The organism is Pseudomonas sichuanensis, from assembly GCF_003231305.1.
In the GTDB taxonomy this organism is placed as follows: domain Bacteria; phylum Pseudomonadota; class Gammaproteobacteria; order Pseudomonadales; family Pseudomonadaceae; genus Aquipseudomonas; species Aquipseudomonas sichuanensis.
Window position 1 is genome coordinate 20,627 of record NZ_QKVM01000047.1, and the last position, 13,919, is coordinate 34,545.

The 13,919-nt window shown below is 66.5% G+C and carries 12 protein-coding genes; 7 read left to right on the plus strand and 5 right to left on the minus strand.

The genetic code is table 11. From position 1 onward, the window contains the following. Positions 1–47: 47 nt before the first annotated feature. The 5 genes from DM373_RS21630 to ydcS all read right to left on the minus strand — a co-directional run bounded on the left by DM373_RS21630 (position 48) and on the right by ydcS (position 5,478). Positions 48–1,472 carry a gamma-aminobutyraldehyde dehydrogenase gene (locus tag DM373_RS21630; RefSeq protein ID WP_110995517.1) on the minus strand — a complete coding sequence of 475 codons (1,425 nt, stop codon included), beginning with the start codon at positions 1,470–1,472 and terminating at the stop codon, positions 48–50. 17 nt (positions 1,473–1,489) lie between these two features. Continuing rightward, a complete protein-coding gene (locus DM373_RS21635) occupies positions 1,490–2,296 on the minus strand; it encodes an ABC transporter permease (protein WP_110995518.1) in 807 nt (268 codons plus the stop codon). Next, complete coding sequence (locus DM373_RS21640; protein WP_110995519.1) at positions 2,286–3,227, minus strand: ABC transporter permease; 942 nt, start codon at positions 3,225–3,227, stop codon at positions 2,286–2,288. The genes DM373_RS21635 and DM373_RS21640 overlap by 11 nt, the downstream gene beginning before the upstream one ends. After that, positions 3,224–4,249: an ABC transporter ATP-binding protein gene (locus DM373_RS21645; RefSeq protein ID WP_110995520.1), complete on the minus strand. Its 1,026-nt coding sequence runs from the start codon at positions 4,247–4,249 to the stop codon at positions 3,224–3,226. The genes DM373_RS21640 and DM373_RS21645 overlap by 4 nt, the downstream gene beginning before the upstream one ends. Positions 4,250–4,338: 89 nt before the next feature. Next, positions 4,339–5,478 (minus strand): putative ABC transporter substrate-binding protein YdcS, encoded by a 1,140-nt coding sequence (gene ydcS, locus DM373_RS21650; protein WP_110995521.1) that lies wholly within the window; start codon positions 5,476–5,478, stop codon positions 4,339–4,341. A 214-nt stretch (positions 5,479–5,692) separates the two neighbouring features. Between ydcS and DM373_RS21655 the strand changes: the two genes are divergently transcribed. The 7 genes from DM373_RS21655 (at position 5,693) to cheB (ending at position 13,871) form a co-directional block, all read left to right on the plus strand. Beyond that, entirely contained in the window at positions 5,693–6,382 is a 690-nt protein-coding gene (locus tag DM373_RS21655) for a tellurite resistance TerB family protein (RefSeq protein ID WP_110995522.1), read from the plus strand. A gap of 129 nt (positions 6,383–6,511) precedes the next feature. Further along, a complete protein-coding gene (locus DM373_RS21660; protein WP_110995546.1) occupies positions 6,512–8,134 on the plus strand; it encodes a methyl-accepting chemotaxis protein in 1,623 nt (540 codons plus the stop codon). 5 nt (positions 8,135–8,139) lie between these two features. Continuing rightward, a complete protein-coding gene (locus DM373_RS21665; RefSeq protein ID WP_110995523.1) occupies positions 8,140–8,661 on the plus strand; it encodes a chemotaxis protein CheW in 522 nt (173 codons plus the stop codon). Beyond that, a complete protein-coding gene (locus DM373_RS21670) occupies positions 8,658–9,905 on the plus strand; it encodes a CheR family methyltransferase (protein ID WP_110995524.1) in 1,248 nt (415 codons plus the stop codon). The genes DM373_RS21665 and DM373_RS21670 overlap by 4 nt, the downstream gene beginning before the upstream one ends. Then, the gene (locus DM373_RS21675; RefSeq protein ID WP_110995525.1) at positions 9,902–10,570 is read left to right on the plus strand and encodes a chemotaxis protein CheW; all 669 of its coding nucleotides are present in this window, start codon (positions 9,902–9,904) and stop codon (positions 10,568–10,570) included. Before DM373_RS21670 ends, DM373_RS21675 begins: the two co-directional genes overlap by 4 nt. Next, positions 10,567–12,861, plus strand: coding sequence for a hybrid sensor histidine kinase/response regulator (locus DM373_RS21680; RefSeq protein ID WP_110995526.1), 2,295 nt, complete (start codon positions 10,567–10,569; stop codon positions 12,859–12,861). The genes DM373_RS21675 and DM373_RS21680 overlap by 4 nt, the downstream gene beginning before the upstream one ends. Next, positions 12,858–13,871, plus strand: coding sequence for a chemotaxis response regulator protein-glutamate methylesterase (gene cheB / locus DM373_RS21685; protein ID WP_110995527.1), 1,014 nt, complete (start codon positions 12,858–12,860; stop codon positions 13,869–13,871). Before DM373_RS21680 ends, cheB begins: the two co-directional genes overlap by 4 nt. Positions 13,872–13,919: the final 48 nt, after the last annotated feature.

Here is a 13,919-nt window from a genome sequence, read left to right on the forward strand (position 1 = left end):
AAAAGCCGACTGGCCGTCACTGCCAGTCGGCTTCTGTCATCCGTGCATCAATGCTTGAACATCACATGCCGCACACAGGTGTAGTCCTCCAGCCCGTACATCGACATATCCTTCCCGTACCCCGAATGCTTCTGCCCACCATGGGGCATCTCGCTGACCAGCATGAAGTGGGTGTTCACCCAGGTGCAGCCGTAATGCAGCCGCGCAGCCAGGCGGTGGGCGCGACCGCTGTCGCGGGTCCATACCGACGAAGCCAGGCCGTATTCGGAGTCGTTGGCCCATTCCAGCGCCTGGGCCTCGTCGCTGAAGCGAGTCACCGACACCACCGGCCCGAATACTTCATGACGGACGATCTCGTCGTCCTGCAGCGTGTCGGCCAGCACGGTGGGTTCGAAGAAGAACCCGTCTCCCGGCACGGCCTTGCCGCCGGTGACCAGTCGGATATGCGGCTGGGCAATCGCACGTTGCACCAGCCCGGCGACCTTGTCGCGGTGCTGGGCGCTGATCAACGGGCCGAGTTCGGTGGCCGGATCGCTCTGCAGGCCGTGCTTGAGGCTGGCCACCGCCTCGCCCAGGCGTTCGACAAAGCGCTCGTAGATGCCGTCCTGCACGTACAGGCGGCAGGCCGCGGTGCAGTCCTGCCCGGCGTTGTAGAAGCCGAAGGTGCGAATGCCTTCGATAGCGGCATCGATGTCGGCATCGTCGAACACGATCACCGGGGCCTTGCCGCCCAGTTCCATGTGCATGCGCTTCACGCTGTCGGCGGTGGCGCCGATGATGTGCGCGCCGGTGGGGATGGAGCCGGTCAGCGATACCATGCGCACCTTGGGGTGAGTGACCAGCGGGTTGCCGACGGTCTGGCCGCGGCCGAACAGGATGTTGAGCACGCCGGGCGGCAGCAGGCCTTGAATCAGCTCACCCAGGTGCAGGGCGGTCAGCGGGGTCAGCTCCGAAGGTTTGATCACGACGGTGTTGCCGGCGGCCAACGCCGGGGCGATCTTCCACGCCAGCATCATCAGTGGGTAGTTCCATGGCGCGATGGACGCCACCACACCCAGCGGGTCACGGCGGATCATCGAGGTGTGCCCGGGCAGGTACTCGCCCGCCGCCGAGCCACCCAGGCAGCGCGCCGCGCCGGCGAAGTAACGGAACACGTCGGCGATGGCCGGGATCTCGTCGTTGAGTGCGGCAGCGTAAGGCTTGCCGCAGTTGTCCGATTCCAGCCTGGCCAGCGCCTCGCCGTGCTGTTCGATGACGTCGGCAATGGCCAGCAGCGCGGTGGAGCGCTCTTTCGGCGTGGTCTGCGACCAGCCGTCGAACGCCTTGTCGGCGGCGCGCACAGCACTGTCGACCTGGGCCTCGGTGGCTTCGTTGATCTGTGCCAGGGCAGTGCCCTTGGCCGGGTCGAGCACGGTCCAGGCCGGCCCTTCGCCAGCGACAAGCTGGCCGTTGATCAGCATTCGGGTTTGCATCGGGGACTCCTCCAGGGTCATTTGCCGCTGCCCGCGACGCTTTCACCGCCACGGGTCAGGTAATAGGCGCCGAGGATCGGCAGCATGGTCACCAGCATCACCAGCATGGCGACCACGTTGGTCACCGGCACGTCGCGCGGGCGGCTGAGTTGGTTGAGCAGCCAGATCGGCAATGTGCGCTCGTTGCCGGCGGTGAAGGTGGTGACGATGATTTCGTCGAACGACAGGGCGAAGGCCAGCATGCCGCCGGCCAGCAATGCCGAGCCCAGATTGGGCAGGATGATGTAGCGGAAGGTCTGCCAGCCGTCGGCGCCGAGGTCCATCGAGGCTTCGATCAGGCTCTGCGAAGTACGGCGCAGGCGGGCGATGACGTTGTTGTATACGATCACCACGCAGAACGTGGCGTGGCCGACGACGATGGTGAACAGCCCAGGTTCTATGCCTAGGCGCTTGAACGCCGAGAGCAGGGCGATACCGGTGATGATGCCGGGCAGGGCGATCGGCAGGATCAGCATCAGCGAGATGCTTTCCTTGCCGAAAAAGCTGCGTCGGTACAGCGCCGCCGAAGCCAGGGTGCCAAGCACCAGGGCGATCAGCGTGGCCAGGCAGGCCACCTGCAATGACAGCTTGATCGCTTCGAGCACGTCGGGGCGGGCGAGGGCCACGGCGAACCACTTCAGCGTGAAGCCCTTGGGCGGGAAGCTGAATGCCGCGTCTTCGGTGTTGAAGGCATAGAGCAGGATGATCAGGATCGGGAAGTGCAGGAACACCAGCCCGCCCCAGGCCGCCAGGCGCAGGCCCATCGAGGCTTTTTCAGAGTGCATCGAAGGCCCCCAGGCGTTTGACGATGGACAGGTACGCCGCGATCAGCACGATCGGCACCAGGGTAAAGGCCGCCGCCATGGGCATGTTGCCGATCGCCCCTTGCTGGGCATACACCATGCTGCCGATGAAATAACCGGGCGGGCCGATCAGTTGCGGCACGATGAAGTCGCCCAGGGTCAGCGAGAACGTGAAGATCGAACCGGCGGCGATGCCCGGCACCGACAGCGGCAGGATCACCTGCATGAACGTCTGCCTAGGTTTGGCGCCGAGGTCGGCCGAGGCTTGCAGCAGGGAAGGCGGCAGGCGCTCCAGCGCGGCCTGGATCGGCAAGATCATGAACGGCAGCCAGATGTAGACGAACACCAGAAAGCGCCCCAGGTGCGAGGTCGACAGGGTGCTGCCGCCCACGCCGGGGATGTCCAGCACCAGCTGCAACAGCGGCTGCAGGTGCAACTGCTGGATGAACCACTGGGCCACGCCGCCCTTGGCCAGCAGCAGGGTCCAGGCGTAGGTCTTGACGATGTAGCTGGCCCACATCGGCATCATCACCGCGATGTAGAAGAACGCCTTGGTGCGGCCGGTGGTGTAGCGCGCCATGTAGTAGGCGATGGGAAAGGCCAGCACGGCACTGGCCAGCGACACCGCCACGGCCATGCTCAGGGTGCGCAGGATGATGTCGAAGTTGGCCGGGTTGAACAGCGCGGCGAAGTTGGCCAGGGTCAGGTCCGGCGTCACCGCCATGGTGAAGTCGTCGAAGGTGTAGAAACCTTGCCACAACAGGTTCAGCAACGAGCCCAGGTAGATCGCGCCGAACCACAGCAACGGCGGGATCAGCAGCATCAGCAGGTACAGGTTGGGGCGCCGGTACAGCAGGTCGCTCAGGCGCCGTAGCGGCGTGAAACCCGTTGCTTTGTCAGCGGCCAGGCTCATGGCTGGGTTTCCCGCAACGCGGTCATCGCCTCGCGCGGCCAGCTGGCCTGCACGCGCTGGCCGGCCTGCCAGTGGTGCGCCTGTGCCTGCCAGCGGTCGTTGGCCTGGCTTACGGCGAGCATTTGGCCGCCGTCCAGCTTCACCTCGAAACGGGTGGCGCTGCCCTGGTACTGGATGTCGTGCAGCACCCCGCCGACCTGCACGTCACCGCTGGCCGGCTGGCCATCGAGGCGGATGTGCTCGGGGCGGATGGAGAAGGGCGATGCGCTGCCATTGAGCTGTTGCGCCAGTTCACCGCGCAGCACGTTGGAGGTGCCGACGAACTCGGCGACGAAGGTGGTCGCCGGCTGCATGTACAGGTTGCGGGGCGTGTCGACCTGTTCGATGCGCCCGCGGTTGAACACGGCCACCCGGTCGGACATCGACAATGCCTCGGTCTGGTCGTGGGTGACGAAGATGAAGGTGATGCCCAGCTGGCGCTGCAGCTTTTTCAGCTCGCCCTGCATCTGCTCGCGTAACTTGAGGTCGAGGGCACCGAGCGGTTCATCGAGCAGCAGCACCCGCGGCCGGTTGACCAGGGCGCGGGCCAGGGCGACGCGCTGGCGCTGGCCACCGGACAGCTGCGCCGGCTTGCGTGCGCCGTAGCCGTCCAGGGCGACCATGGCCAGCGCCTCGTCGGCGCGGGCATGGCGTTCGGCCTTGGCCACGCCTTTGACTTTCAGGCCATAAGCGACGTTGTCGCGCACGTTCATGTGGGGGAACAGTGCGTAGTCCTGGAACACGGTGTTGACATCGCGCTGGTACGGCGGCAGCCCGGCGGCTTCGCTGCCGTGGATGCGGATCGAGCCGCTGCTGGGTTGCTCGAAGCCGGCGATCAGGCGCAGGCAGGTGGTCTTGCCCGAACCCGAAGGGCCGAGCATGGAGAAGAACTCGCCGTCCTCGATGTCGATGCTGACCTGGTCGACGGCCTTGACCTCGCCGAAGGTGCGGGAAACCTGGGTGAACTGTACGGCTAGGGGCATGCTGGGGCTCCACTTGGGTTATTGCTGATCGCGGGGCAAGCCCGCTCCCACGGAATCACCGTGGGAGCGGGCTTGCCCCGCGATGGCCCTTACCGCCCGCCCATGATCGCGATGTAGTCCTGGGTCCAGCGGCTATAGGGCACGAACTTGCCGCCCTCGGCCTGCGGGGTTTTCCAGAAGGCGATCTTGTCGAAATTGTCGAAGCCATTGGTCTTGCAGCCCTCGGCCCCCAGCAATTCGCTGCCGGTACAGGCCGCCGGCACCGCCGGCAACGAGCCGAACCAGGCCGCCACGTCGCCCTGCACCTTGGGCTGCAGCGACCAGTCCATCCATTTGTAGGCGCAATTGGGGTGCTTGGCCTCGCTGTGCAGCATGGTGGTGTCGGCCCAGCCGGTGGCGCCTTCCTTCGGCACCACCGAGGCCACCGGCTGCTTGTCGGCCTGCAGCCCGTTGACCATGTAGCCCCACGAACTGGTGGCGGCCACGCCCTCGTTCTTCACGTCGCTCATCTGCACGGTCGCGTCGTGCCAGTAGCGGTGGATCAGCGGCTGCTGCTGGCGCAACAGGTCGAGTACCGCCTTGTACTGCGCCTCGGTGAGTTCGTAAGGGTTCTGGATACCCAGCTCAGGCTTGGCGGACTTGAGATAGAGCGCCGCGTCGGCGATGTAGATCGGCCCGTCGTAAGCCTGCACGCGGCCCTTGTTGGGTTTGCCGTCGGGCAGGTTCTGCGGTTCGAACACCACGCTCCAGCTGGTGGGTGGTTGCTTGAACACGTTGGTGTTGTACAGCAGCACGTTCGGGCCCCACTGGTAGGGCGTGCCATACACCTGGTCCTTGACCACGTACCAGGCGCCGTTGTGCAGGCGCGGGTCGAGGTTCTTCCAGTTGGGGATCAGCGCGGTGTTGATCGGCTGCACCCGCTTGCCGGCGATCAGCCGCAGCGAGGCATCGCCCGAGGCGGTCACCAGGTCATAGCCGCCCTTGGTCATCAGGCTGACCATCTCATCGGAGGTGGCGGCGGTCTTCACGCTGACCTTGCAGCCGGTTTCCTTCTCGAAGCCGGTGACCCAGTCGTAGGCCTTGTCGCTTTCACCGCGTTCGATGTAGCCGGGCCAGGCGATGATGTCCAGTTGCCCCTCGCCGGCACCGAGCTTCTGCGGCAGCCCGGCGGCCTGGGCGCCGGCACTGGCGAGCAGGGCGCCGAGCAAAACGGTCTTGTGCACTGACATGATGTTCCCTCTTGTTGGCAATTGTGGTCGGGGCAGACGTCAAGCAAAGCGGCGGTCAGGTGGCTGACTGCTTATGATTTTTAGCGACTGAGTCGAGTCTAGATCGCTTTTATCAATCGCTGATGCAACATCCGGAAGCATTTGCACAGGTGGAGAAACCCTTGCGCCGTCCTACTCTGGTGGCCACTTTTTCGTACACGTGGAGGCACGCCAGATGAATACCCGAGGTCTGCTCGACCAACTGCTCAAGTCCGGCCAGGAGCTGCTCAACAGCCAGGCCAGCAAAGGCTCGGGGCACAAACCTGCAGGCAACGGCGGGCTGGGCAGCCTGCTTTCCGGTGCCGGCGGTGGTGCCCTGGCGGCCGGCGCCATGGGTTTGCTGCTGGGTAACAAGAAGGCCCGCAAATATGGCGGCAAGGCGCTCACCTACGGTGGCCTGGCCGCGCTCGGGGTGCTGGCCTACAAGGCCTATGGCAACTGGCAGGCGCGCCAGGGTGCAGGCGACCAGCCGCCACAGACGCTGGACCGCCTGCCCCCGGCCCAGGCCGAGCAGCACAGCCAGGCGGTGTTGCGGGCACTGGTGGCGGCGGCCAAGTCCGATGGCCATATCGACGAACGCGAGCGGGCCTTGATCGAAGGCGAATTCACCCGCCTGGACAGCGACCGCGAGCTGCAGCACTGGCTGCATGCCGAGCTGAACAAGCCGCTGGACCCTGCCGAGGTGGCCCGCGCCGCGCAAACCCCGGAAATGGCCGCCGAGATGTACCTGGCCAGCGTGATGATGGTCGACCAGGAGAACTTCATGGAGCGCGCCTACCTCGACGAACTGGCGCGCCAGCTGCGCCTGGACCCGGCGTTGCGCCAGGAGTTGGAGAGCCAGGTCAGGCTTGCCGCAGGCCAGTGAACGAGCAAATGGCCACATCAATAGGCAAGGAGGCCTGAATACAGCAGCATTCAGCCGCAAATGCGTAAGACGCCTGGGCTATACTTCGGCGATTTTTCCCGCTCGTATCGAATTCCTGAGGGCTGAATGTTGAAGAACTGGACCTTGCGCCAACGGATCCTGGCAAGTTTCGCCGTGATCATCGCCATCATGCTGCTGATGATCGTGGCCGCCTACTCGCGGCTGGTGGCGATCGAATCCAGTGAGGAAGCGGTGGGGTCCGACAGCATTCCCGGCGTCTATTACAGCTCGATGATTCGCAGTGCCTGGGTCGACAGCTACGTCACCAGCCAGCAGTTGGTGGGGCTGTCGAACCACCGCGAAATCACCTCGGCCGACATGGAGCTGTTCAAGAGCTTCGATGACCGCCTCAAGCAGCACATGGCCAGCTACCAGGCCACCATTCGCGACCCCGCCGACCAGACCGCCTTCGACGACTTCACCCGCCTCGAGGAAGGCTACGTGAAGATCGTCGACCAGGTGCTGGAGACCTACCGGCAAAAGAACTACGTCGAAGCCCAGCGCCTGATCGCCGAAGTGCTCACCCCGGCCTGGGTGGATGGGCGCAAGCACCTGAACGGGGTGATCGAGCGCAACCGCGAATCGGCCGATGCCGCCACCAACGACATTGTCAGCGCGGTGAACACCGCCAAGGGCAGCATGATCGTCTCGCTGCTGCTGGCGATCGTCGCCGCCGGTATCTGCGGCCTGCTGCTGATGCGCGCGATCAGCGCGCCCATGCAACGCATCGTGCATGCCCTCGACCGCCTGCGTTCGGGCGACCTGAGCATGCGCCTGAGCCTGGACCGCAAGGACGAATTCGGCGCCATCGAAGGCGGCTTCAACGAGATGGCCGAATCGCTGGCCGGCCTGGTGTCGCAGGCCCAGCGCTCGTCGGTGCAGGTGACCACCTCGGTCACCGAAATTGCCGCCACTTCCAAGCAGCAGCAGGCGACCGCCACCGAAACCGCCGCCACCACCACCGAGATCGGCGCCACCTCGCGCGAGATCGCCGCCACCTCCCGTGACCTGGTGCGCACCATGACCGAAGTCACTTCGTCGGCCGACCAGGCCTCGAGCCTGGCCGGTGCCGGCCAGCAGGGCCTGGCGCGCATGGAAGAGACCATGCACCAGGTGATGGGCGCCGCCGACCTGGTCAACGCCAAGCTGGCGATCCTCAACGAGAAAGCCAGCAACATCACCCAGATGGTGGTGACCATCGTCAAGGTCGCCGACCAGACCAACCTGCTGTCGCTCAATGCCGCCATCGAAGCGGAAAAGGCCGGCGAGTACGGCCGCGGCTTCGCCGTGGTGGCCACCGAAGTGCGCCGCCTGGCCGACCAGACTGCCGTGGCCACCTACGACATCGAACAGATGGTGCGCGAGATCCAGTCGGCGGTGTCGGCCGGGGTGATGGGCATGGACAAGTTCTCCGAAGAGGTGCGCCGCGGCATGTTCGAGGTGCAGCAGGTGGGCGAACAGCTCAGCCAGATCATCAACCAGGTGCAGGCCCTGGCGCCGCGTGTGCTGATGGTCAACGAAGGCATGCAGGCCCAGGCCACCGGCGCCGAACAGATCAACCAGGCCTTGGCCCAGCTCAGCGACGCCAGCACCCAGACCGTGGAATCGCTGCGCCAGGCCAGCTTCGCCATCGACGAGCTGAGCCAGGTGGCCGCCGGGCTGCGTGGCGGTGTGTCGCGTTTCAAAGTCTGACGCCGATGACCGACCTGTCCCCCCGTGAGGACCGCGCGGCCACCGCCAAGGGCGCGCTGTACCTGCAGTTCCGCATCGCCGCGCAGCGCTTCGCCCTGGACGTGCGCGAAGTGATCGAAGTACTGCCGCGTCGCCCGCTCAAGCCCATCGCCCAGGCCCCGGCCTGGGTGGTCGGCGTGCTCGCCCACCGTGGCGCGCTGGTGCCGGTGATCGATGTGTCGGCGTTGAGCTTCGGCGCTCCGGCCGTTTCGCGCGGCAGCACCCGCCTGGTGCTGGTGCACTACCGCGGCGACCCGCAGCGCCCCGAGTTGCAACTGGGGCTGATCCTGGAGCAGGCCACCGAGACCCTGCGTTGCCGGCCCGACGAGTTCCAGCCCTATGGCCTGGACAACGCCGAGGCCCCTTACCTGGGGCCGGTGCGTCAGGACGCGCAAGGACTGGTGCAGCGTATCCGCGTCGACGACCTGCTGCCGGCCACGGTTCGCCAGCTGTTGTACCCCAGTGAAGCCGGGCAGGTGCCGACATGACCGGGCAACGGTTCTTCCGCTTCCTGCAGGAACGCATCGGCCTGGACGTGGAGTCGGTCGGGGCGCCGATGATCGAGCGGGCCTTGCGCCAGCGCTGCGTTGCCCTGCAGGCCACCGACCTGGACGACTACTGGCTGCGCCTGCAACAGTCCACGGCCGAGCAGCAGGCCCTGATCGAGGCGGTCATCGTCCCCGAAACCTGGTTCTTCCGTTACCCCGAGTCCTTTACCGCGCTGGTGGACCTGGCCCACAAGCGCGTGGCCGAACTGGCCGGTGCCCGGCCGCTGCGCATCCTCAGCTTGCCGTGCTCGACCGGTGAAGAGCCCTATTCCATCGCGATGGCACTGCTCGATGGCGGGGTCGCGGCGCAAGCCTTCGGTGTCGATGGCATCGACATCAGCCCCAATTCGGTGGCCAAGGCCGAGCAGGCGTTGTACGGGCGCAACTCGTTCCGTGGCAGCGAACTGGCCTTTCGCGAGCGGCATTTCAGCGAAACCGCCGAGGCCCACCAGCTCGACGAGCGGGTGCGCCGGCAGGTCAGCCTGAAAGTCGGCAACGTGCTGGACCCGGCGCTCAAGGCCCGTGACGGCCAGTACGACTTCGTGTTCTGCCGCAACCTGTTGATCTATTTCGATGTGCCTACCCAGCAACGGGTGTTCGAGGTGCTCAAGCAACTCACCCACGCCCAGGGCGTGCTGTTCATCGGCCCGGCCGAGGGCAGCCTGTTGGCGCGCCTGGGCATGCGGCCTCTGGGTATCGCCCAGTCGTTCGCCTATGTGCGCCAGGCTGACCCCGCACCGGCCCCACCGACCAAACCGTTGCCGGCCATGCGCCCGTTGGCGCCGCCATTGCCCAAGGTGGTCGCGCTGCCCCAGCGCCCGGCAAGGCCGTTGATGGCCCCCCCAGTGGCTGCCGAGCCGCGTGAAAACGAAGCGCAGCTGTTGGCGGCCATTGCCCGGCACGCCAACGCCGGCGACAGCCAGCAGGCCCGGGGGGACTGCGAGCGTTACCTGCGCCTGTTCGAACCTAAGGCGCAGGTCTACTACTGGCTGGGGCTGCTCAGCGATACCGAGGGCGATGCCACGCAGGCCATCACCCATTACCGCAAGGCGTTGTACCTGCAGCCTCAGCACCCGGAAGCGCTGATGCACCTGGCTGCCCTGCTGGCCTCGCAAGGCGACGAGGCGGGCGCCCGGCGCCTGCAGGAGCGCGCGGCCCGGGCCGGCCGGGAGGCTGAACGATGAGCGCTGGATACGACATGCAACTGATCGCCCATGACGATGGCCAGGCCATCGACGATTGTTGGAACCGCATCGGCGTGCACGGCGACAAGCAGTGCCCGCTGCTGCAGCGGCACATCCACTGCCGCAATTGCGAGGTGCATGCGGCGGCGGCCACGCGCTTGCTGGATCGCTACGCGCAGGTGCTCGACGAACAGGACGAAACACTGCCGCTGGCCGAGGGCGCAGTCGGTCGCTCCATGCTGCTGTTCCGGCTGGGTGAGGAATGGCTGGCGCTGGCCACGGCCTGCCTCGCCGAGATCGCCCCGCTGCAGCCGGTGCATTCGTTGCCGCACCAGCGCTCGCGGGTACTGCAAGGGGTGGCCAACGTGCGCGGTGCGCTGGTGCCGTGCCTGTCGCTGGCAGACCTGCTGAACGTGCCGGGCGAGGCCAGCATCGAGCGCAGCGGGCGGGTCATGCCGCGCATGCTGATCCTGGCTGCCGAAGGGGGGCCGGTGGTGGTGCCGGTGGCAGAAATCGATGGCATCCACCGGCTGGACCCTGAGCACTTGCAGGAGGGCCGCGACAATGCCCACTTCACCGCTGCGGTGCTGCAGTGGCGGGGCCGCAGCGTGCGGGTCCTGGATGAACAACACCTTCTGCAAGCCGTGAAGCGGAGCCTGTCATGACCCCGGAGCAAATGCGCGACGCTTCCTTGCTGGAGCTGTTCAGCCTGGAGGCAGAAGCCCAGACCCAGGTGCTCAGTGCCGGCCTGATGGCACTGGAGCGCAACCCCGCCCAGCCTGACCAGCTCGAGGCCTGCATGCGTGCGGCCCATTCGCTCAAGGGCGCGGCACGGATCGTCGGCATCGACGCCGGCGTCAGCGTCGCCCATGTGATGGAAGACTGCCTGGTGGCTGCGCAGGAGGGCCGCCTGCTGTTGCGCCCGGAGCATATCGACGCGCTGCTGCAAGGGACCGACCTGCTGATGCGCATCGCCACGCCGGGCGACCCGGCAGGCGAAGGTTTGGTGCCGGTGTTCCTCACCCAGATGGCCGGGCTGCTGGATTCGCCGCCGTCGGCCACCCAGGTGGCGCCGCCGTTGCCGACTGCAACGCCGCCAGCCATGGTCGCGCCGCCGCCGACCATGGAGCCTGAACCTGAACCGGTCGCCGAACCCGAAGCCGAGCCGGTCGTGCGGCCGAGGTCCGGCAAGCGCGGTGGCGAGGGTAGCGAGCGAGTGCTGCGGGTTACTGCCGACCGGCTTAACAGCCTGCTCGACCTGTCGAGCAAATCGTTGGTCGAAACCCAGCGCCTGAAGCCTTATCTGGCGACCTTGCAGCGCCTCAAACGCATGCACGGCCAGGGCATGCGCGCCCTGGACGGGCTCAAGGCGCAGCTCGAAGACAGCGGCCAGGGCCCGGAAGTACTCGATGCCCTGGCCCAGACCCAGCAACTGCTGGCCGAAACCCAGCAGATCCTGCTGCAGCAGGCTGCCGACCTCGACGAATTCGGCTGGCAGGCCAGCCAGCGTGCCCAGTTGCTGTATGACACCGCACTGGCCTGTCGCATGCGCCCGTTCGCCGATGTGCTGACCGGTCAGAGCCGCATGGTGCGCGACCTGGGGCGCTCCCTGGGTAAACCGGTGCGGCTGCTGGTCGAAGGCGAGAAGACCCAGGTCGATCGCGACGTGCTGGAAAAGCTCGAAGCGCCGCTGACCCACCTGCTGCGCAATGCCGTCGACCATGGCATCGAGCTGCCCGAAAGGCGCCTGCTGGCCGGCAAGCCCGGCGAAGGCACGGTACGCCTGCGCGCCTCGCACCAGGCCGGGCTGCTGATTCTGGAACTGGCCGACGATGGCGCCGGCATCGACCTTGAGCGCTTGCGCCGCAGCATCGTCGAACGCGCGCTGTCGCCGGCCGAAACCGTGGCGCAGATGAGCGAGGCCGAGCTACTCACCTTCCTCTTCCTGCCCGGCTTCAGCCTGCGCGATACGGTCACCGAAGTGTCCGGGCGCGGGGTTGGCCTGGATGCGGTGCAGCACATGGTCCGCGAACTGCGCGGCTCGATCGAGCTGACCCAGGTGGCCGGGCAGGGTTGCTGCTTCCACCTGGAGGTGCCGCTGACCCTGTCGGTGGTGCGTAGCCTGGTGGTGGAAGTGGGCGGCGAGGCCTATGCCTTCCCGCTGGCGCATATCGAGCGCACCCTCGATGTGCCGGCCGAAAGCATCGTGCAGATCGAAGGGCGCCAGCATTTCTGGCACGAGGACCGGCATATCGGCCTGGTCGCCGCCAGCCAGTTGCTCAACCGGCCAGCGACCCAGGACGCGGGCCAGAACCTGCGGGTGGTGGTGATTCGCGAGCGCGACCAGCTTTACGGCGTGGCCGTCGAGCGCCTGATCGGCGAGCGGGTGCTGGTGGTGATGCCGCTCGACCCGCGCCTGGGCAAGGTCCAGGACATTTCGTCCGGCGCCTTGCTCGACGATGGCTCGGTGGTGCTGATCATCGATGTCGAGGACCTGCTGCGCTCGGTGGACAAGCTGCTCAGCACCGGTCGCCTGGAGCGCATCGAACGTGGCGGCCAGCACGGCCGGGGCATTGCGCGCCGGCGCGTGCTGGTGGTCGATGACTCGCTCACCGTGCGCGAACTGCAACGTAAGCTGCTGGGCAACCGCGGCTACGAAGTGGCCGTGGCGGTGGATGGCATGGATGGCTGGAACGCCCTGCGCAGCGATGACTTCGACTTGCTGATCACCGATATCGACATGCCGCGCATGGACGGTATAGAACTGGTCACCCTGGTGCGTCGCGACCAGCGCCTGCAATCGCTGCCGGTCATGGTGGTGTCGTACAAGGACCGGGAAGAAGACCGGCGCCGTGGACTTGATGCCGGCGCCGACTATTATCTGGCCAAGGCCAGCTTCCATGACGATGCGTTGCTGGACGCCGTAGAGGAGCTGATCGGAGGTGCCCAGGGATGAAGATCGCCATCGTCAATGACATGCCCATGGCTGTGGAGGCCCTGCGCCGAGCGCTGGCCTTCGAGCCGGCGCATGAGGTGGTGTGGGTCGCCGGCAATGGCGCCGAGGCGGTGCAACGCTGTACCGAACAGCTCCCGGACCTGATCCTGATGGACCTGATCATGCCGGTGATGGACGGTGTCGAGGCGACCCGGCGGATCATGGCCGAGACCCCCTGCGCCATCGTCATCGTCACCGTCGACCGCAAGCAGAACGTGCACCGGGTATTCGAGGCCATGGGCCATGGGGCCCTGGACGTGGTCGACACGCCGGCACTGGGCGCGGGCGATGCCCGCGAGGCGGCGGCGCCGCTGTTGCGCAAGATCCTCAATATCGGCTGGCTGATCGGCCAGCAGCGGCCCAGCGCCCCACAGCCGGTGCGTACGCCCTTGCGTGAGGCATCCCAGCGCCGCGGCCTGGTGGCCATCGGCTCGTCGGCTGGCGGGCCGGCGGCACTGGAGGTGTTGCTCAAGGGGCTGCCCAAGGCTTTTGGGGCGGCCATCGTGCTGGTCCAGCACGTCGACCAGGTATTCGCCGGCGGCATGGCCGAATGGCTCAGCACGGCGAGCGGCCACTCGGTACGCCTGGCCCGCGAAGGCGAGCCACCGCAGCCGGGGCAGGTCCTGCTGGCCGGCACCAACCACCACATCCGCCTGCTGCACAACGGTCAGTTGGCCTACACTGCCGAGCCGGTCAATGAAATCTACCGGCCTTCGATCGACGTGTTCTTCGAAAGCGTGGCGCGCTACTGGTCGGGCGACGCGGTGGGCGTACTGCTCACCGGCATGGGCCGCGATGGTGCCCAGGGCCTGAAGCTGATGCGTCAGCAGGGTTTTCTGACCATTGCCCAGGACCAGCAGAGCAGTGCGGTATACGGCATGCCCAAGGCCGCTGCGGCCATCGACGCCGCAGTGGAAATCCGCCCGCTGGAACGCATCGCCGGGCGACTGACGGAACTCTTTTCGAAATGACGACAAGTATTGAGGCACGCCGCCTGGCCGGCCGTGACCGGGTGACCC